Annotated in this window: 14 protein-coding genes; 5 read left to right on the top strand and 9 right to left on the bottom strand. The window is 67.1% G+C overall.

The features are described 5' to 3' along the window. Positions 1 to 102 precede the first annotated feature (102 nt). Positions 103 to 1,029, top strand: coding sequence for a glycine--tRNA ligase subunit alpha (locus V5F66_RS09590; RefSeq protein WP_393999256.1), 927 nt, complete (start codon positions 103 to 105; stop codon positions 1,027 to 1,029). A gap of 67 nt (positions 1,030 to 1,096) precedes the next feature. Beyond that, a complete protein-coding gene (gene glyS, locus V5F66_RS09585) occupies positions 1,097 to 3,280 on the top strand; it encodes a glycine--tRNA ligase subunit beta (protein ID WP_394093731.1) in 2,184 nt (727 codons plus the stop codon). A 90-nt stretch (positions 3,281 to 3,370) separates the two neighbouring features. Here glyS and V5F66_RS09580 read toward each other — a convergent pair whose 3' ends face one another. From V5F66_RS09580 to V5F66_RS09555, 6 genes are all read right to left on the bottom strand, one after another. Then, positions 3,371 to 4,462 carry a TRAP transporter substrate-binding protein gene (locus V5F66_RS09580; RefSeq protein ID WP_012115304.1) on the bottom strand — a complete coding sequence of 364 codons (1,092 nt, stop codon included), beginning with the start codon at positions 4,460 to 4,462 and terminating at the stop codon, positions 3,371 to 3,373. 201 nt (positions 4,463 to 4,663) lie between these two features. Beyond that, on the bottom strand, positions 4,664 to 5,812 hold the full coding sequence (gene apbC, locus V5F66_RS09575; RefSeq protein ID WP_041575734.1) for an iron-sulfur cluster carrier protein ApbC: 1,149 nt from the start codon (positions 5,810 to 5,812) through the stop codon (positions 4,664 to 4,666). Positions 5,813 to 6,803: 991 nt separating this feature from the next. Further along, positions 6,804 to 7,475, bottom strand: a complete 672-nt coding sequence (locus V5F66_RS09570) for a uracil-DNA glycosylase family protein (protein WP_394093730.1) — start codon at positions 7,473 to 7,475, stop codon at positions 6,804 to 6,806. Then, entirely contained in the window at positions 7,453 to 8,196 is a 744-nt protein-coding gene (locus V5F66_RS09565; RefSeq protein ID WP_394093729.1) for an MBL fold metallo-hydrolase, read from the bottom strand. Before V5F66_RS09565 ends, V5F66_RS09570 begins: the two co-directional genes overlap by 23 nt. 4 nt (positions 8,197 to 8,200) lie before the next feature. Further along, positions 8,201 to 8,812 (bottom strand): glutathione S-transferase family protein, encoded by a 612-nt coding sequence (locus tag V5F66_RS09560; RefSeq protein ID WP_394093757.1) that lies wholly within the window; start codon positions 8,810 to 8,812, stop codon positions 8,201 to 8,203. Between the two features lie 126 nt (positions 8,813 to 8,938). Next, positions 8,939 to 9,430: a thermonuclease family protein gene (locus tag V5F66_RS09555; protein ID WP_394093728.1), complete on the bottom strand. Its 492-nt coding sequence runs from the start codon at positions 9,428 to 9,430 to the stop codon at positions 8,939 to 8,941. Between the two features lie 155 nt (positions 9,431 to 9,585). On the opposite strand from V5F66_RS09555, the gene V5F66_RS09550 reads away from it, so the two are divergent. Then, the gene (locus V5F66_RS09550) at positions 9,586 to 10,626 is read left to right on the top strand and encodes a sensor histidine kinase (RefSeq protein ID WP_394093727.1); all 1,041 of its coding nucleotides are present in this window, start codon (positions 9,586 to 9,588) and stop codon (positions 10,624 to 10,626) included. A gap of 4 nt (positions 10,627 to 10,630) precedes the next feature. Here V5F66_RS09550 and cobT read toward each other — a convergent pair whose 3' ends face one another. Beyond that, positions 10,631 to 11,653, bottom strand: coding sequence for a nicotinate-nucleotide--dimethylbenzimidazole phosphoribosyltransferase (gene cobT, locus V5F66_RS09545; protein WP_041575730.1), 1,023 nt, complete (start codon positions 11,651 to 11,653; stop codon positions 10,631 to 10,633). A gap of 251 nt (positions 11,654 to 11,904) precedes the next feature. After that, the gene (locus V5F66_RS09540) at positions 11,905 to 12,696 is read right to left on the bottom strand and encodes a hypothetical protein (protein ID WP_394051346.1); all 792 of its coding nucleotides are present in this window, start codon (positions 12,694 to 12,696) and stop codon (positions 11,905 to 11,907) included. Positions 12,697 to 12,901: 205 nt separating this feature from the next. Between V5F66_RS09540 and V5F66_RS09535 the strand changes: the two genes are divergently transcribed. Further along, positions 12,902 to 13,498 (top strand): superoxide dismutase, encoded by a 597-nt coding sequence (locus V5F66_RS09535; RefSeq protein ID WP_012115295.1) that lies wholly within the window; start codon positions 12,902 to 12,904, stop codon positions 13,496 to 13,498. Positions 13,499 to 13,857: 359 nt separating this feature from the next. Further along, positions 13,858 to 15,486, top strand: a complete 1,629-nt coding sequence (locus tag V5F66_RS09525; protein ID WP_012115294.1) for a glycosyltransferase family 39 protein — start codon at positions 13,858 to 13,860, stop codon at positions 15,484 to 15,486. Between the two features lie 87 nt (positions 15,487 to 15,573). On the opposite strand, the gene V5F66_RS09520 is transcribed toward V5F66_RS09525, so the two are convergent. After that, positions 15,574 to 16,995 carry an esterase-like activity of phytase family protein gene (locus tag V5F66_RS09520; RefSeq protein ID WP_394093726.1) on the bottom strand — a complete coding sequence of 474 codons (1,422 nt, stop codon included), beginning with the start codon at positions 16,993 to 16,995 and terminating at the stop codon, positions 15,574 to 15,576. Between the last annotated feature and the right edge of the window lie 112 nt (positions 16,996 to 17,107).

Genomic DNA, 17,107 nt, shown 5'->3' with positions numbered 1-17,107 from the left:
TCTCTAGTGTCCCGCGCGCCTGCGGCGCTGCCGCCCGGCCGGCCCACGAACGGGACGACCGGGCCGCACAGCCGCCGGAAATGGCCCAGCGAGCACATGATGATTGATCCCGCCCTTCCCGCCCACATGCGGCCCGACCGTTCCTTCCAGGCCCTGCTGCTGACCCTTCAGCGCTTCTGGGCGGACCAGGGCTGCGTGGTCCTCCAGCCCTACGACATGGAAGTGGGCGCCGGCACCTTCCATCCCGCCACCACCTTGCGGGCGCTGGGCCCGAAGCCCTGGAAGGCGGCCTATGTGCAGCCCTCCCGCCGCCCCAAGGACGGCCGCTATGGCGAGAACCCCAACCGGCTGCAGCATTATTACCAGTTCCAGGTGATCCTGAAGCCGTCGCCCGACAACCTCCAGGAGCTGTACCTCAAGTCGCTCCAGGCCATCGGCGTGGATCTCGGTCTGCACGACGTGCGCTTCGTGGAGGACGACTGGGAGAGCCCGACGCTGGGCGCCTGGGGCCTCGGCTGGGAATGCTGGTGCGACGGCATGGAGGTGTCGCAGTTCACCTACTTCCAGCAGGTGGCCGGCATCGAGTGCGCCCCCGTCTCCGGCGAGCTGACCTACGGGCTGGAGCGCCTCGCCATGTATGTGCAGGGGGTCGAGAACGTCTACGACCTCAATTTCAACGGCCGCGAGGGGGCTGAGAAGATCAGCTACGGCGACGTGTTCCACCAGGCCGAACAGGAATATTCCCGGCACAATTTCGAGGCCGCGGACACCGAGATGCTGCTGGAGCAGTTCCGCATGGCTGAGAAGGCCTGCCACAAGTACCTCGCCTTCGGCGACAAGGGCGAACGCCACGAAATGGCGCTGCCGGCCTACGACCAGTGCATCAAGGCCTCCCACGTCTTCAACCTGCTCGACGCGCGCGGCGTGATCTCGGTGACCGAGCGGCAGAGCTACATCCTGCGGGTGCGCGAGCTGGCCAAGGCCTGCGGCGCCGCCTGGCTCAAGACGGCGGCCGGCGGGGCGGCCTGAGCGCCCCTCCCCCGCTTCCGGCCCCCTTCATCGCCTTGCGCGACCCAGATTGATCAAGACTGATCCCATGCCCGACCTTCTCATTGAACTCTTCTCCGAGGAAATCCCCGCCCGCATGCAGGCCCAGGCGGCCGACGGGCTGAAGAAGCTCGTCACCGACGCGCTGGTGGAGCGGGGCCTGCTCTATGAGGGCGCGAAGGCCTTCGTGACCCCGCGCCGGCTGGCGCTGGCTGTGCACGGCCTGCCCGGCCGGCAGGCGGACCAGCGCGAGGAGAAGAAGGGCCCGCGCGTGGGCGCGCCGGAAGGGGCCATCGCCGGCTTCCTGAAATCGGCGGGGCTTTCGTCCCTCGATCAGGCCACCGTGCAGAGCGACCCCAAGAAGGGCGACTTCTATGTCGCCGTGGTGGAAAAGCCCGGCCGTCCCACCCCGGAGGTGATCGCCGAGATCATCCCCGCCATCATCCGCAGCTTCCCCTGGCCGAAATCCATGCGCTGGGGCTCGGGAAGCCTGCGCTGGGTGCGGCCGCTGCATTCCATCGTTGCCACCTTCGGGGCGGAAGGGGACGAGCCGGAGGTGGTGCGCTTCGAGGTGGACGGCATCGTCTCCTCCAACATCACCTACGGCCACCGTTTCCTTGCCCCCGCGCCGATCACGGTGAAGCGGCTGGATGACTGGATGGCCAAGCTGGAGGCCACAAAAGTGGTGGTCGACCGCGACCGCCGCAAGGACATCATCCTCAACGATGCCAAGGACCTGGCGCTCGCCAACGGGCTTGAGCTGGTGGAGGACGAGGGCCTCCTGGACGAAGTGGCGGGGCTGGTGGAATGGCCCGTGGTACTCATGGGATCGTTCGAGGAGCGCTTCCTCGACATCCCGGACGAGGTGATCCGCGCCACCATCCGCGCCAACCAGAAGTGCTTCGTGCTGAAAAACCCGGCCACCGGGCGCCTCGCCAACCGCTTCCTGCTGATCTCGAATCTGGTGGCGAGCGACGGCGGCGCGGCCATCGTCGCCGGCAACGAGCGCGTCATCCGCGCCCGCCTGTCGGACGCGAAATTCTTCTGGGATACGGACCGGGTGAACGGGCTGGAAAGCCGGATGCCCCGGTTCCAGTCCATCACCTTCCACGAGAAGCTGGGCTCGCAGGCCGAGCGCATCGAGCGCATCCGCCGCCTCGCGGTGGAGATCGCGCCGAAGGTGGGCGCCGAGCCGGCGCTGGCCGAGGACGCGGCGCTGTTCTGCAAGGCGGACCTGCTCACCGAGGTGGTGGGTGAGTTCCCCGAGCTTCAGGGCCTCATGGGCCGCTATTACGCGCAGGGCGAGGGGCTGGCTCCGGAAGTCGCCGCCGCCTGCGAGGAGCATTACAAGCCGCAAGGCCCCGGCGACCGTGTGCCCACCGCGCCGGTCTCCATCGCCGTGGCGCTGGCCGACAAGATCGACACGCTCGTGGGCTTCTGGGCTATTGATGAGAAGCCGACCGGGAGCAAGGACCCCTACGCGCTGCGCCGCGCAGCGCTGGGGGTGATCCGGATTGTGCTGGAGAATGGGCTGCGGCTGCGGCTCAACGAGATTCTTGAGAGATCTGCTGCTCCTGTCGTAACGAAGCTTGCAGATAAGTTTTTTCAGCTAAACGAGGATGGCTCATCGCCATCCGATCACTTTGATCCAAATACTCTCCCTGCCGGTGCATGGGATGAGTACTGTGCGGCCCGCTTCGCTGAAATCTCCGACCTCCTCTCCTTCTTCGCCGACCGCCTGAAAGTCCACCTGCGCGAGCATGGCGCGCGCCATGATCTCGTGGATGCGGTCTTCGCCCTCGAAGGCCAGGACGACCTGTTCCTGCTGGTGGAGCGCATGACGGCGCTGGCCCGCTTCCTCGACACCGAGGACGGCAGGACGCTTTTGGCTGGCTATCGTCGCGCGGTGAACATCCTGCGCATCGAGGAGAAGAAGGACGGCCGCGCCTTCGCCGGCCCCACCAATGCCGCCCTGCTGAAGGAGCCGGCCGAGGAGCGCCTCGCCGATGCCATCGAGCAGGTGAAGCGCCGCGTCGCCACCGCCGTGGCCGCCGAGGACTTCGAGACCGCCATGACCGCGCTCGCGGACCTGCGCGCCCCCGTGGATGCCTTCTTCGACGCGGTCACGGTGAATGATCAAGACCCTGCCCTGCGCGAGAACCGCCTGAAGCTGCTGGATGAAATCCGCGCCGCCACCCGCGGCATCGCCGATTTCGACCGCATCGGCGGCTGACGCTCCGCACCCGCGCCCCGGCCCCAGCCGCTCAACAAAAAGCCCCGGAGCAGCGCTCCGGGGCTTTTCTCATCGGCGATGACAGACGGCTCAGCCGCGGGTGCGGGCGCGCACCATGAAGTCGTCATAGGTGAACTCGACGATCTGCCACCACAGATAGGCGTTGTTGCGGAACGCCTTCATGTCTTCGTAGATCTTCTTGAAGTCTTCGTTCTTGGCGGCGATCTCATCATAAAGCTGGTGCGAGGCCTTGTAGGCCGCGTCCATCACGTCGTTGGGGTAGCGGCGCAGCTGGGTGCCGGCCTTCACCAGGCTCTGCACCGCGATGGGGTTCTTGGCGTCGTAGCTCGCCAGCATGCTCTCGTTGGCCTGCGCCATGGCAGTGGTGAGCGCCGCGCGATAGTTCTTCGGCAGCTCGGCCAGCTTCTCCTGGTTGACGAAGAAGTTCAGCGCCGCCGAGCCCTCCCACCAGCCGGGGAAATAATAATACTGCGCCACCTTGTAGAGGCCGAGGCGCTCGTCGTCATAGGGGCCCACCCATTCGGCGGCGTCGATGGTGCCCTTCTCCAGCGCCGGATAGATGTCGCCGCCGGCGAGCTGCTGCGGCACCACGCCGAGCTTGGCCAGCACCTGCCCGCCGATGCCGGCGATGCGCATCTTGAGGCCCTGCAGGTCGGCCACGGTCTTGATTTCCTTGCGGAACCAGCCGCCCATCTGGCCGCCGGTGTTGCCGCCCGGGAACATCACCACGCCGTACTTCTTGTAGAACTCGTTCATCAGGGTCAGGCCGTTCCCGAACAGGAACCAGGCGTTGATCTGGCGGGCGTTGAGGCCGAACGGCACGGCGGTACCGAAGCCGAAGGTGGGGTCCTTGCCCACATAATAATAGGACGCCGAGTGGCTCATCTCGACGGTCTTGTTCTGGGTGGCGTCCAGCGCCTGCAGGCCGGGGACGATCTCGCCCGCCGCGAACACCTGGATCTGGAACTTGCCGTCGGTGATCTCGGCCACCTGCTTCGCCATCAGCTCGGCGGCGCCATAGATGGTGTCCAGCGACTTGGGGAAGGAGGAGGCGCAGCGCCATTTCACTTCCGGCGCCGACTGGGCGATGGCCGGCATGGCGACAGCTGCGGACGCGGCAACGCCCGCACCGGCGGCGGTCAGGAAATCACGGCGTTTCATGGATGGCTCCCTAGACTTCTTGGCGGCTCAGCCTCTCGCAAGGGCCGGCATACCGCTGTTCTAGAGCACCCCGTCACCTGCTGGCAACGCACGCCGGCCCGATCGCAGCCCACCTTATCCTAAAGTCACAGAAGCTTGGCCGCGCGTTCCCCCTCGCGGCCCCCCACAGCCAGGCTCCGCCCGGCCGTGGGGGGCGTCGCCTCACTCGATGACGATGCGCGGGGCCTGCTTGCTGGATGAGGTGACGCGATCCAGCGCCGCCTTCACCCCCTGCGCCACGTGGCGATAGGCGGCGGTCTGCGGGCTCTCCGGATCCGAGATCACGATGGGCAGGCCGGCGTCGGACATCTCGCGGATGCGCATGTGCAGCGGGATCTCGCCCAGGAAGGGCACGCCCATCTTGTCCGCCTCGGCGTGCGCGCCGCCATGGCCGAAGATGTCGGAGCGGCCGCCGCAATGGGGGCAGATGAAGTGCGACATGTTCTCCACCACGCCGAGGATGGGAATGTTCACCTTCTCGAACATGGCGACCCCGCGCCGCGCATCGATGAGGGCGAGGTCCTGCGGGGTGGAGACGATGACCGCGCCGGCCAGATTCACCTGCTGGGCCATGGTGAGCTGGGCATCGCCGGTGCCGGGGGGCATGTCCACCACCAGCACGTCGAGCGGGCCCCACTTCACTTCCTTCAGCATCTGCGAGATGGCGGACATGACCATGGGCCCGCGCCAGATCATCGGCGTGTCTTCCTCCACCAGGAAGCCGATGGACATCAGCTGGAGGCCGAAATTCTCCAGCGGGATCATGGTTTTTCCGTCCGCCGTGGTCTCCGGCTTCTGGGCCACGCCGCTAAGGCGCGGCACCGAGGGGCCGTAGATGTCGGCGTCGAGCAGGCCCACCTTCAGGCCAAGGTCGCGCAGGGCGAGGGCGAGGTTGATGGAGGTGGTGGACTTGCCCACGCCGCCCTTGCCCGAGGCCACCGCGATGATGGAGGCAACGCCCGGCACCGAGATTCCGCGCGGGGCCGGCGCGCCATGGGAGTGGCCGTGGCCATGCCCGTGGGCCGCCTGGGGCGCGGGGGCGGGCGGGGCCATCTTGCGCTCGGCGGTGAGGGTCACCAGCGCCGAGACCACGCCGGGAACGGCCTTCACCGCATCCTCGGCGGCGGCGCGCACGCCTTCCCAGGCGCGGGCCTGGGCCGGGTCCACATTGATGGACAGATAGACCTTGCCGGAGGTGACCACCACGCCGGAGAGGGCGGGCGACACCGAGAGGGCGACGCCCTCCGGGGTGCGCACCGAGGCGAGGGTGGAGCGGACCAGGTCTTCGCTGAGTTCGGCTGTATTGCTCATGGTCTCAACTCTGTTGCCGGTCTCCCGCGCCGTCGACGTTCCGGGGGCAGGCGCGCGGGCCCGGTGTGTGAAAAAGGGAAGTCGCCAATTGAGTCGCATGACATCTCTGAACTGCAAAGCCCGACATATGAGCGCTGATGAAAGGTTGGGCAAGGGAGGGGACACCTCTCCTCGCGCCGCCGCTGCCACAGCGCCCTTGCGACGCATCCATCTGCGGGACGATCGAGGCTCGGAAAGATTGGGTTCACTCACATCGTGGATGATCCAGCCCTCACCGAAAACGACATTTCTTGTGAACTCTGCGCCTGTCAAATTAAATGGTATTGTAACTTCCTCTTCTGACATCCAGAAAAATAAATCACATACCAGATCAATAACGCATTCAAATTCAATCAGATCCAATTTTATTCTCGCATTAGGATGCGTATTATCTAAATTATATTTGTCAATATATCCGAAATAAACGACCACAATATCGAATTCATGACGACTGATAAATTTCGATTTCCAGGATCCATAAAGGAGTGGCCTATTGGGAATTTGCACGCTGAAGGCCTCGGCACCCCCATCAGCAGTGCGGACCGACCCAGCGTATGCAATGCTCCCATAGTGGAACTCCAACACAGGGAACGGGTCCATCTGATCCTCCAATCGCCGTGTCAGAGCCCGTTTGGACCTTCAAAAGCATAACCGCAATCGCACCCGTCATGCCCGGGCTTGTCCCGGGCATCCACGCCGAACCGCCTGGAACAATGTACGAGACTCATTCCCAGCCCAGCCGCGTGGACGGCCGGGACAAGCCCGGCCATGACGATGATAAAGCGCGGGAGAGGTGTGGCGATGGGGGCAGGCCCGCGCCACCACACACGGCCGTGCAAATTGGAAGCACCGCAGCCCCCACCCTGCCCTCCCCCGCACGCGGGAGAGGGTTCTGCAGCGCTCCCGGTCGCATAGCGGTTTTTCCACCAGCCCTCGCCTGTCCCAACGCCCCCTACCCACCCCGCCCCAGCGCGCGGGCGATGTCGGCCTGAAGCTGCGGCAGCAGGTCGGCTTCGAAGAAGGGGTTGCGCTTGAGCCAGCCGGTGTTGCGCCAGGAGGGATGCGGCAGGGTATAGACCGCCACCGGATGCGCCAGCGCCATGCCGGCCGCGCGCACCTCCCGCCAGTGGTGCACGGTCTGGGTCAGGCTCGCCTTCAGGTGGGCGCGAAGGCCGAGCCGCGCCAGATGATAGGCCTGCGCCGGGCGGCCCACCGCCAGGATCAGCCGGAACGCCGGCAGCGTGGCGAACAGGGTGTCGTGCCAGGTGGCCGCGCATTCGCGCCGGGGCGGCAGGTCGCCGCCGGCCGCATCCTGCCCGGGAAAGCAGAAGCCCATGGGGGCGATGGCGATGCGGGACGCATCGTAGAACTCATCGTCGCTCACCCCCATCCATTGACGCAGCCGGTCGCCCGAGGCGTCAGTGAAGGGCCGGCCGCTGGCATGCACCTTGGTGCCCGGCGCCTGGCTCGCCACCAGGATAGCCGCCGTGTCCGACACCCACAGCACCGGGCGGGGTTCGTGAGGCAGCGGGGCGCCGCGCGGCGCCTCCACGCACACCCGGCAGGCGCGGATGCGCGCCACCAAAGCGTCGAGGGCGGGATCAGATGTCGAGTTCGAGCCCATCCTCGGCCACGATGAAATGGGTGGGGTCCACCTCCCCCCGGCGCGCCCACATGGCGTCACCCATGTGGGTGAGCAGGATGCGCCGGGCGCCGAGGTCCGCGCGCCGCTCAGCGATGGTGCGGTAGGCGAGATGGCCGTAGGGCTCGCCCTCGAAGGCGAAGCTCTCGCAGATGAAGAGGTCCGCCCCCCGGGCAATGGGCAGCAGTGCGTCGGTCCATTGGGTATCGCCGGAGAAGGCGAGGGTGTGGGTGCCGTCCTCCAGCCGCAGGGCGGTGGAGGGCGCTCCAGAGGGATGGACCACCGCGGCGGTGGTCAGGGTCAGGGGGCCATGACGGGTAGTGGAGCCGGGCTCCACCTCGGTCACGCTCCAGGCGAATCGCCAGTCGATCTCCCCCATGCCGGGGAACAGCACCTCCATGGCCGCCGTCAGCCGCGCCCGGGTTCCGGGCGGGCCGACGATGGACAGCGGCCGTTCCCGCAGATGGACGAACTGGCCATCCAGCAGGAGGAATGGAATACCACCGAAGTGATCTCCATGAAGGTGGCTGATGAACACCGTGTCGATGTCCGCCGAACCCATATTGAACCTGTTGAAGTTCACGAGGGCGCTGGCACCGAAATCGAGGGTGGCCTTGACCGCCTGTGAGGCCACCAGGAAGCAGCTGTTGCCACGCCCGCCGGAGCCGAACGCGTCGCCGCAGCCGACCACCTTTAGCTTCATGATTTCAAGCCTTTGCGCTCGGCCGGGCCGAGACGGCCGCATGCCAGCGGGCAAGGTTTTCATGGGTGGGCGCGAGTGCCACGCGGATCACCCGCATGAAATCCACAGCCACCAACAACGTAATGTCCGCCACGGTGAAACGGTCGCCCGCGATATAGTCGCGACCGGCCAGGGCATCGTTGAAAAAGTCGAGTGCGGCCAAGACCTTGGACTTATTCGCCTCGCCCCACTCCGGCACCTGCGGCACTTCCATGGCGGCCATGCCGGGATTGAGGTGTCGGAGCACCATCATGATGGGATAAAGCAGGTCCAGCTCCACCCGCCGCTGCCACATTTCCACCAGCCCCTGCTCCGTCGGCGTTAGGCCGAACAGGTTGGGCTCGGGCTGCATCGCCTCGAAATAGCGACAGATTGCAATGGTTTCGCAGATGACGGTGCCGTCATCCAGCTCCAGCACAGGCACGCGCTGGCGCGGATTGAGGCGGGTGAAGTCGTCCGACTTCTGCTCCAGCTTGCCGAGGTCCACCTGCACTGTGGGAACGGAAATACCCTTTTCCGCCAGGAAGATGCGGACGCGGCGCGGATTCGGCGCGCGACTTGTATCGTAAAGCTTCATGTCCCTGGCGCCTCCAGCCTCGCCTTGTTTTGACAAGCGAAAGACCATGCCTGTCCCGGCCACGCAAGGGCTCCGGCGCAGTGGCAAAAAGCCAAGTCATGCGGCGGCAGCAGCCCTCCACACCCCTCAGGACCCGCGCGGATGAGCGGCGCGCCATTCCACCGGCGGCTGGAAGCTGGCGCCCCAGATGCCCCGCCCCGCCGCCCGCGCCTCAGCCTCCGCCCCGGCATAGGCGCGGCCGAGATAGGCCACCGCAAGGCCTTGCTGCACCATGTGTTCCGACAGATCCACACCGCCGGCCCGGCACACGGCCAAAGGCCGGCCATACTTGTCGCGCCGGGATGCAGCACAGGTCACCGGCCCGGCCCGCAGCGCCTCCTGGAGCACACGCCGGGCCGCCTCGCCGCAGGCCCAGGTCCGCCCCGCCCGCATGCACTCCTGCCTCAGCTCCGGCGCATCGATGCCACTGAGCCGCACACGGGTGCCGGCGAGGTCCAGCGTGTCGCCATCCACAGCAAATGCATGCCCTTCCAGTATTTCCTCCCGGCTGAGCAGGTCCGCCAGAAGCCACAGCGCGCCGAGGATCAGCGCCGCCATCACAAGGTCCTTGATGCGCATGCGGAGGCCCTGAAAGGTTAAGGGGCCGGACTTTCGGCGCAGGTCCGTTAACCCCCCGTTAACCGCGACGGCCGCAGGAGTCGGGGACATTGATCCGTCTGGCCCGGCGCAGGTCTCTCCCCGGAGGCGCGCCGTCCGCGAAGGGCTCCTGCCGCATGTCCGGCCCCTTTTGCCCCCCGCTCGACGCCGCCGCCAGCTCCCCGCCGGAGCCCGCGGCGCAGGCGGACGGACTCCCCCTCGCGCCCCCCCTGCCCCTCCCCCGCCCTGCCCGCAGCCTCGCAGGCCCATGGCTGGTGGCCGGTCTCGGCAGCTTCGGTCTGGCGCTGGCCGGCGGGGCCCTGGCTGGAAGCGCCGGAGCCGTGGCCGGCGGCGCGGCGGCACTGATCGCCGCAAGCCTCCTCGTCCTGCGGTCCCAGCGGCTGGAAGCGGCCCTGCGCGCGGCCGAAGCGAGAGCCGATGCGGCGGAGGCGGCGGCACGGCAGGCAACCGCCGAAAACCTCGCAAAGTCCAGGTTTCTCGCGGAGATGAGCCATGAGCTGCGCACCCCGCTGAACACGGTGATGGGCTTTTCCGAGATGATGGCGGACGAGGTGCTGGGTCCCCATCGGGTGCCGGCCTATGGCAGCTACGCGCGCGACATCCACGCCTCCGGCCAGCATCTTCTCGCGCTCGCCGACGACCTGCTCGACCTTGCCCGCATCGAGAGCGGCCACCGCACCCTCATGGAAACTCCGGTGCGGCTCGATGCCCTGGCGGAGGACTGCGTCGCCATGATGCGACCGCTGGCCTCCGGCGCCCGCGTGACCCTGACCGCCGAGGTGGCGGGCACGCCGCGCCTGTGGGGGGACGAGCGGGCGCTGCGCCAGATCGCCCTCAACCTCCTGGCCAATGCGGTGAAATTCACGCCGCACCACGGCTCGGTGCATCTGCTGGCCGGCATCGGTGCGGACGGCGTGCCGTTCCTCGCCGTGGAGGATACCGGGGCGGGCATCGCCGAGCGCGAGCTGCCGCTGGGGGCGGCCCATCCCCGGGAAAGCCGTGTCGACCTCGCCACCGGACGCGGCGCCGGGCTGGGACTTGCCATCGTGCGCGGCCTCGCCGGCCTGCACGGCGGCGCATTGGCGCTGGAGCGGCGGCCGGGCGGCGGCACGCGGGCCGAAGTGACGTTTCCTCCCGCGCGCGCCCTGCACTCCTGAGCTTTCAGCCTTCGGACACCCCGGCCTCGGCGAAGGTGGCCATACCACGATGGCAGGCCACCGCCGCCTTCACCACACCGATGGCCAGCGCCGCGCCTGAGCCTTCCCCCAGCCGCATGTCGAGGTCGAGGATCGGACGCAGGCCCAGCCGGTCGAGCAGCGCGCGATGGGCCTTCTCCGCCGAGACATGGCCGGCGAGGCAATGGTCGAGAGCGGACGGGTCGAGGGCGTGGAGCACGGCGGCGGCGGCGGTGACCACGAAACCATCCAGCACCACCGGCACCTTCTCGTGCCGCGCGGCGATGATCGCGCCTGCGATGGCGGCGATTTCGCGCCCGCCAAGGCGGCGCAGCACCTCCAGCGGATCGGACAGGTGGTCCTTGTGGAACGCCACGGCATCGCGCACCGCGGCGATCTTGCGCTCCAGCACCTCGCCCGTGGAGCCGGTGCCGGCGCCTACCCACTCCTCCGCCGTGCCGCCGTAAAGCCCGTGGCACAAGGCGGCGGCGATGGTGGTGTTGCCGATACCCATCTCGCCGAGGCACAAAAGATCCGACCCGCCGGCGATGGCTTCCATGCCGAAGGCCATCGTGGCCGCGCAGGCCTTCTCATCAAGCGCAGCGCCTTGGGTGATGTCCGGGGTGGGATAGTCGAGGGCGAGGTCGAACACCCGCAGCCCGGCGTCGAAGGTGGCGCAGATCTGGTTCACGGCCGCCTTGCCGGCGGTGAAGGTGGCCATCATCTGCTTGGTCACCGCGCCGGGATAGGGCGAGACGCCGCGATCGGCGATGCCATGGGTCGCGGCGAATACCGCCACCATGGGCCGGTTGACGGTGGGCATGGAATTGCCCTGCCAGGCCGCGAGATGGGCGGCGATGGCCTCCAGCCGGCCCAGCGCGCCGAGAGGCTTCACCAGCTGTTCCTGCCGCGCCAGCGCCGCCTCCCGCGCGCCCTCGGACGGGCCGGGCATGGTGGCGACGAGCTGGCGGATGTCGTCGAAGGGCAGGCCGGATTCGCTCGGATACATGGGCAGGCTACCTGAAGCGGCACCGGGACGCAGGACCCGGCGCGGGAACGGAAAGCCGCTGCATAGAGCCAAAGTGTCTCCGAGCGAAGGGGGCAGAAGGGCGAACCGGTAGGGTCGAGTACGCGACTCACGCCCCGGAAGGCGCGGCTTCGGTCAGGCCGCGGGACCAGGGCGGAACACGCAGCGGGCCGCACCGTCAGAGGGCTGGCCCGGCCGCGCGCAGTGGTGCAGACCGATAGTTGCTGTGCCGCTCAGCGCTCGCCCTGAGACTGCGCCACGTGGTCGCGCAGCTCCTGGAGCGAGGCGAAGCGCACCACCCCATCGGGCAGGTCGGCCTGGATGGAGCCGTCCGAATAGAGCGTATAGGCCATGCCGCCGACGATGCCGGATTTCAGGATGCGCGGCTCCTCGGGCTCGCGCCGGGGCGGCGGAGCGGGAGGGACGGCCGGAGCCGGCTGTTGCTCGGGCGCCGGGCGGGCCGGGCGCGGGGGCGGCTCGTAGCCGGTGCGCGGACGCGGCGGGGCGGGCGGCGGCGTCACGGCAGGCTGGGGCTGCTGCGGCTCGGCCCGGCGCTGCAACCGCTGGCGGCGTGCCTCCAGCATGGGATCGGCGGTTTCGGCCTCCGGCTCGGCCGGCGGCGGAAGCGGGGCGTTGCGCGAGGGCGGCGCGATCCGCTCGCGGGCCTCGACCGGCGGAAGCGCGGCGGGGGCGGGCTCGGCGGCGATAGCCTCCGGCTCCGGCGGCGCCAGATCATCCGCGGAGAGGCGGGCCTGTGCGCCACGGCCGCCGACGCGCGCCGGATAGGTGCCCTCGGCAGGCGCTTCCGCGCCGGGATAGCTCCGCTCGACCTGCTGAGTGAGGCGCTCAAGCTGGCGCAGCACCAGACCCATAGCGGTAATGACGAACCCACCCGAGGCCGCCACGGCCCCCGTGGTGATCAGGGTGTTGCCAAAGGTGGACACGAAAATGGAGACGCCGAGCGCGATGACCGCAACCCCGGCCAGAGCGATCAGAACGCCGAGAAGGACCAGGAACCACCACATCTGCCACCCCACTCCCGCTTGCCAGCCTAAAGGCCGCTATACACCAAAGGTGGTACCTCGCCGGGAAAATCGGCCGCATCAAGGTTGTTTGAAGGCAGGGGCCGCCCTATCTAGGTGCACGCTTGGACATGTCGTATACCCGGTATGGCGCCGGGGCCACGATTTCGCCCCGAGCACGACGCCGGATACATTGCGGAGATGTTTCATGTCCTTCACGCTGCCCGAACTGCCCTACGCCTATGACGCCCTCGCCCCCTACATGTCGCGCGAGACGCTGGAATACCACCACGACAAGCACCACCTCGCTTACGTGAACAATGGCAACAATCTCCTAAAGGGAACTGAATTTGAAGGAAAATCCCTGGAGGAGATCGTCAAGGGCTCGTTCGGCAAGAACGCCCCGCTCTTCAACAATGCCGGCCAGCACTACAACCACCTGCATTTCTGGAATTGGATGAAGCCGAACGGCGGCGGCGCCATCCCCGGCGAGATCGAGAAGAAGATCATCGAGGACATCGGCTCGGTCGAGAAGTTCAAGGAAGACTTCATCGCCGCCGGCGTCGGCCAGTTCGGCTCGGGCTGGGCTTGGCTCGCCCTCAAGGACGGCAAGCTCGTGGTGCTCAAGTCCCCCAACGGCGAGAACCCGCTGGTGCAGGGCGCGACCCCGATCCTCGGCGTCGACGTGTGGGAGCACTCCTACTACATCGACTACCGCAACCGCCGCCCTGACTATCTCAAGGCGTTCGTGGACCACCTCGTGAACTGGGACTACGTCGCGGAACTGTACAGCAAGGCTGTCTGATCCGACGGGTTCCCCGCCTCTGGCCTCCCGGCGGACCGCCGGGAGGCCCTTTGCCGCCGAAGCAAAAGTGCTGAGCAAATTCTTCTCTTTGTGGTGAACGATTCAGCGCCACCAAGATGATCCGGACACCTCTCCTTGCGTCGCGGAGACAATCGGCCGCAATTTCACTCCGGATTTGCCTTAAAATTTTGCATTGCACAGCATAATTTTGTTGCGATTGGACGCTACTCCATCTTAGCTGTGACGCGCTCCACCGACTGCGGTAGAATGGTAATATCTACTTCAGGGGAATGAAGCTTTCGGCTTCAACCGGTGGGTGTGCACGCGAAGAGTTGGTCGTCCGTCGGGGTTCTCCTTTCATGTCGTTCCTAGAGATCGATCGTCGGCCAGGCGCGGTTGCGGATGCCTGTGCCGTCATCCTGCTTGCGGCCGTAACCGTCATCGCCGCCCTCACCTTCTCCGATTACGGGCTCGGCTGGGATGACTTCACCCATTCCCAGTACGGCGACCTGCTGTACAAATACTTCTCGTCGGGATTGACGCAGCGGAAAGTGTTTTCCTTCGTCAACCTGTACTATTACGGCGGCGGCTTCGACCTGCTCGCCGCCTCCCTCGCCAAGGCCATGCCCTTCGTGGACGTGTTCGACATCCGCCGTCTGCTGGGCGCGCTGGTGGGCGTCGGCGGCTTCTTCATCGTGTGGCGCATCGGGCGGCGCCTCGCCGGCCCGTGGGGTGGCTTCGCCGCCATGGCGCTGCTGATGATCTGCCCGCTCTTCTACGGCCACATGTTCATGAACGTGAAGGATGCCCCCTTCGCCGTGGCCGTCGCCGGCGTGCTCTACGCGATGGTGCGGGCGTTCGACGAATTCCCCAATCCCTCCCCGCGCACGGTCACCCTGTTCGGCCTGTCCCTCGGCCTTGCCATCGGCACCCGGGTGATGGGGCTGATGTGCGGCGTCTTCATCCTCGCCGCCATCGGCTTCCTGTTCGTCACGGAAGCCCGGCATCTGGGCCTGAAGGCGGCGCTGAAGCGCAGCCTCGCCTTCACCGGCATTCTCGCCCTCGGCCTGCCGCTGGCCTATTTCGTGATGGGCATCCTGTGGCCCTGGGGCGTGGCCGAGCCGCTCAATCCCCTGGTGGCGCTGAAGTATTATTCCAACTTCTGGGAAGTGCCCTGGCGCGAGATGTTCGAGGGACGGCCGATCCTCGTGCCCGACATGCCGCGCTCCTATGTGCCAACCCTGTTCTCGGTGCAGATGCCGGAACTGTTCCTCGGCCTCGCCCTTGCCGGTACGGCGGGCGCCATCGTGTCCGCCCTGTTCGGCAAGGATACGCCGGCCAAGCGCGCCCGGCTGGTGCTCATCGTCACCGCCGCCTTCTTCCCGGTGCTGCTCACGGTGACGGCCCGGCCGGTGGTCTATAACGGCATCCGGCACTTCGTGTTCGTGACGCCGGCCCTGGCCCTGCTCGGCGGCGTCGCAGCCTCCTGGCTGTGGGAAAAGGCGCAGCGCCTGCCGCGCCTCGCCCAGGGCGCCGTGGCGGCCGCCTTCCTGGTGGGCCTCGCCATGCCGGCGGCGGCGTTCCGCAACCTGCACCCTTATGAATACACCTACTACAACCATATGGCGGGTGGCATTCAGGGCGCCGACAGCAAGTTCATGCTCGACTACTGGGGCCTCGCCTTCAAGCAGGCCACGGAAGAGCTTGACGAATATGTGGAGCAGCACCGCCGGTCCCTGCCTCAGGGCCGCAAGCTGCGGGTTGCGGTCTGCGGACCCTACTTCGCCGCCGCCGCCGAGCTCGGCCCGCGCTATGAAACCACCTACGACAGCAGCAGCGCGGACTTCTATCTGCGCCTCGGCGAGTTCTACTGCGCCGACGTGAAGGCGCCACAGCTGGTCAAGATCGAGCGCGAAGGCGTCACCTACGCCACCGTCTATGACGTGCGCGGCCGGCCCTTCCCCAGCGTGTTCGCCGCCGGGCAGTAGGCCCCACAGGTCCCCAATGATGAAGGCCGGGCACCTGCGTGCCCGGCCTTTTCGTTTGCACCGTCGTCCAGCTTGTCCGCCTGACGCTCAGTTCGCCTTCAGCAGCTCCGGCACGGAGAGCAGGACGAACTCGTTGTCGTCGTTCTTCTGCGGGAAGCGGCCGGCGGAGTACGGCAGGTTGTTGTCGTTGCCCACCACGATCTCGGTGGGGCTCACCATCACCACGTTCTCGATGGTGAAGAAGGGCATGTCGAGCACGCCCTCGGTGCCGCCCTGCCGCGCCTTGCCATTGGGGTCCTTGATGGCGAGCAGGTCGATATAGCCCACCTTGCGCACCAGCTGGCCCGCAGTCTCGGGCGAGAACTCCACCTTGTAGACGCGCTTGAACTTGGCCGGCTTGTCGAAGCAGGTCGGCTCCACCTTGCCCTCGGCGCAGGCCTTGAAGCGCGAGCCCTCCAGGCTGTCGCGCTCGATGATGAGGCCGTGGGTGTCGTCGATCATGTTGAAGTCGCCGATGGCGTTGCCGGCCACCGCCAGCGGATATTTCCAGGACCGGCCGGTCCAGTCGCGCTTGGCGATGTCGAACTCGACGATGCGCAGCACCTCGCTGTCACCCACCTTCTCCTTGCCGCCGGCGGCCGCATCGAACAACGGGCCTTCCAGCAGCGCGTACAGCTTGGTCTTATCAGGGGACAGGGCCATGCCCTCGAAGCCCTTGGAGCGATAGACGTTGAACGCCGCCTTGGCGTCCGGCGCCGAAGGGGTGCTGACCGCCGGATGATCGGGCGAGCGCGCCGGCTTGCCGTCCACCTTGGTCTCGAACACGGCTTTCACCTTGCCGGTGAGGTCGGTCTCGATCAGGAAGGGTCCAAACTCCTCGCCGAACCAGATGCTGTCGCCCACCACCTGGATCGATTCGAGGTCGAAGTCGGCGCCGGTGAGATAGCGCTTCTCGGTGCCCTCCATGACGATGGGATAGGGCACCTTCTTATCCGGATCGTGCAGGAAGACGGTGGCGAGGCGCTCGATCTTGCCGTCCTTGAAATCCATCGTCAGGCGATGGGCCATCAGCATGGCGTCGGGCGAATTGGCCTTGGAGCCGAAGCCGTTGTCGGTGAGCACCCAGAACCGGCCGTCACCTTCCGAGACGATGCCGGAGAAGCCCTGCACCGGCTGGCCCTCGAACGGCAGCGACAGGCCGGTCTCGCGCGGGGCGGACTTGTCGGAGAGGACGCTGACGCCCTTCACGCTGCCCACCTGGTCGATGCGCTTGCGGTCGGCGTTGGTGAACTTGCCGGAGGTCTTCAGATCGGCCGGCGCGTCCGCCGGCGCGGCCACGAAGCTGGCGGCCGGCAGCACCGCCTGTCCCACCAGGATCGCCGGATAGGCCGATCCTTCCGAGGGGGCGGAAGCCGCCTTGTCAGATCCAGCCTTATCCTGGGCGAGGACGGGCGTCGCGAGGGCAACGCCAGCGAGCAGCACAAGGGTAAACGATTTCAAGGTGCGCATGGGGAAAACCTCCCAAGGGTCCGATGCGCCCTCCACCTGCCGCGCAAGCGTTGACGGCCCCGCGACAGGCCGACGACACTTCCGTTACGTTCGGACATCCCCACCGATGCGC

The organism is Xanthobacter versatilis, assembly GCF_043193975.1.
Taxonomy (GTDB): domain Bacteria; phylum Pseudomonadota; class Alphaproteobacteria; order Rhizobiales; family Xanthobacteraceae; genus Xanthobacter; species Xanthobacter autotrophicus_E.
This window is presented reverse-complemented; position numbering and strand designations above follow the sequence as displayed.

Excerpts from the sequence above, each read along its gene's own strand:
- glyS (WP_394093731.1), top strand. The coding sequence starts at position 1,097 with ATGCCCGACCTTCTCATTGAACTCTTCTCCGAGGAAATCCCCGCCCGC.
- V5F66_RS09580 (WP_012115304.1), bottom strand. The coding sequence starts at position 4,462 with ATGAAACGCCGTGATTTCCTGACCGCCGCCGGTGCGGGCGTTGCCGCG.
- apbC (WP_041575734.1), bottom strand. The coding sequence starts at position 5,812 with ATGAGCAATACAGCCGAACTCAGCGAAGACCTGGTCCGCTCCACCCTC.
- V5F66_RS09570 (WP_394093730.1), bottom strand. The coding sequence starts at position 7,475 with ATGGGCTCGAACTCGACATCTGATCCCGCCCTCGACGCTTTGGTGGCG.
- V5F66_RS09565 (WP_394093729.1), bottom strand. The coding sequence starts at position 8,196 with ATGAAGCTAAAGGTGGTCGGCTGCGGCGACGCGTTCGGCTCCGGCGGG.
- V5F66_RS09560 (WP_394093757.1), bottom strand. The coding sequence starts at position 8,812 with ATGAAGCTTTACGATACAAGTCGCGCGCCGAATCCGCGCCGCGTCCGC.
- V5F66_RS09555 (WP_394093728.1), bottom strand. The coding sequence starts at position 9,430 with ATGCGCATCAAGGACCTTGTGATGGCGGCGCTGATCCTCGGCGCGCTG.
- V5F66_RS09550 (WP_394093727.1), top strand. The coding sequence starts at position 9,586 with ATGTCCGGCCCCTTTTGCCCCCCGCTCGACGCCGCCGCCAGCTCCCCG.
- cobT (WP_041575730.1), bottom strand. The coding sequence starts at position 11,653 with ATGTATCCGAGCGAATCCGGCCTGCCCTTCGACGACATCCGCCAGCTC.
- V5F66_RS09540 (WP_394051346.1), bottom strand. The coding sequence starts at position 12,696 with ATGTGGTGGTTCCTGGTCCTTCTCGGCGTTCTGATCGCTCTGGCCGGG.
- V5F66_RS09535 (WP_012115295.1), top strand. The coding sequence starts at position 12,902 with ATGTCCTTCACGCTGCCCGAACTGCCCTACGCCTATGACGCCCTCGCC.
- V5F66_RS09525 (WP_012115294.1), top strand. The coding sequence starts at position 13,858 with ATGTCGTTCCTAGAGATCGATCGTCGGCCAGGCGCGGTTGCGGATGCC.
- V5F66_RS09520 (WP_394093726.1), bottom strand. The coding sequence starts at position 16,995 with ATGCGCACCTTGAAATCGTTTACCCTTGTGCTGCTCGCTGGCGTTGCC.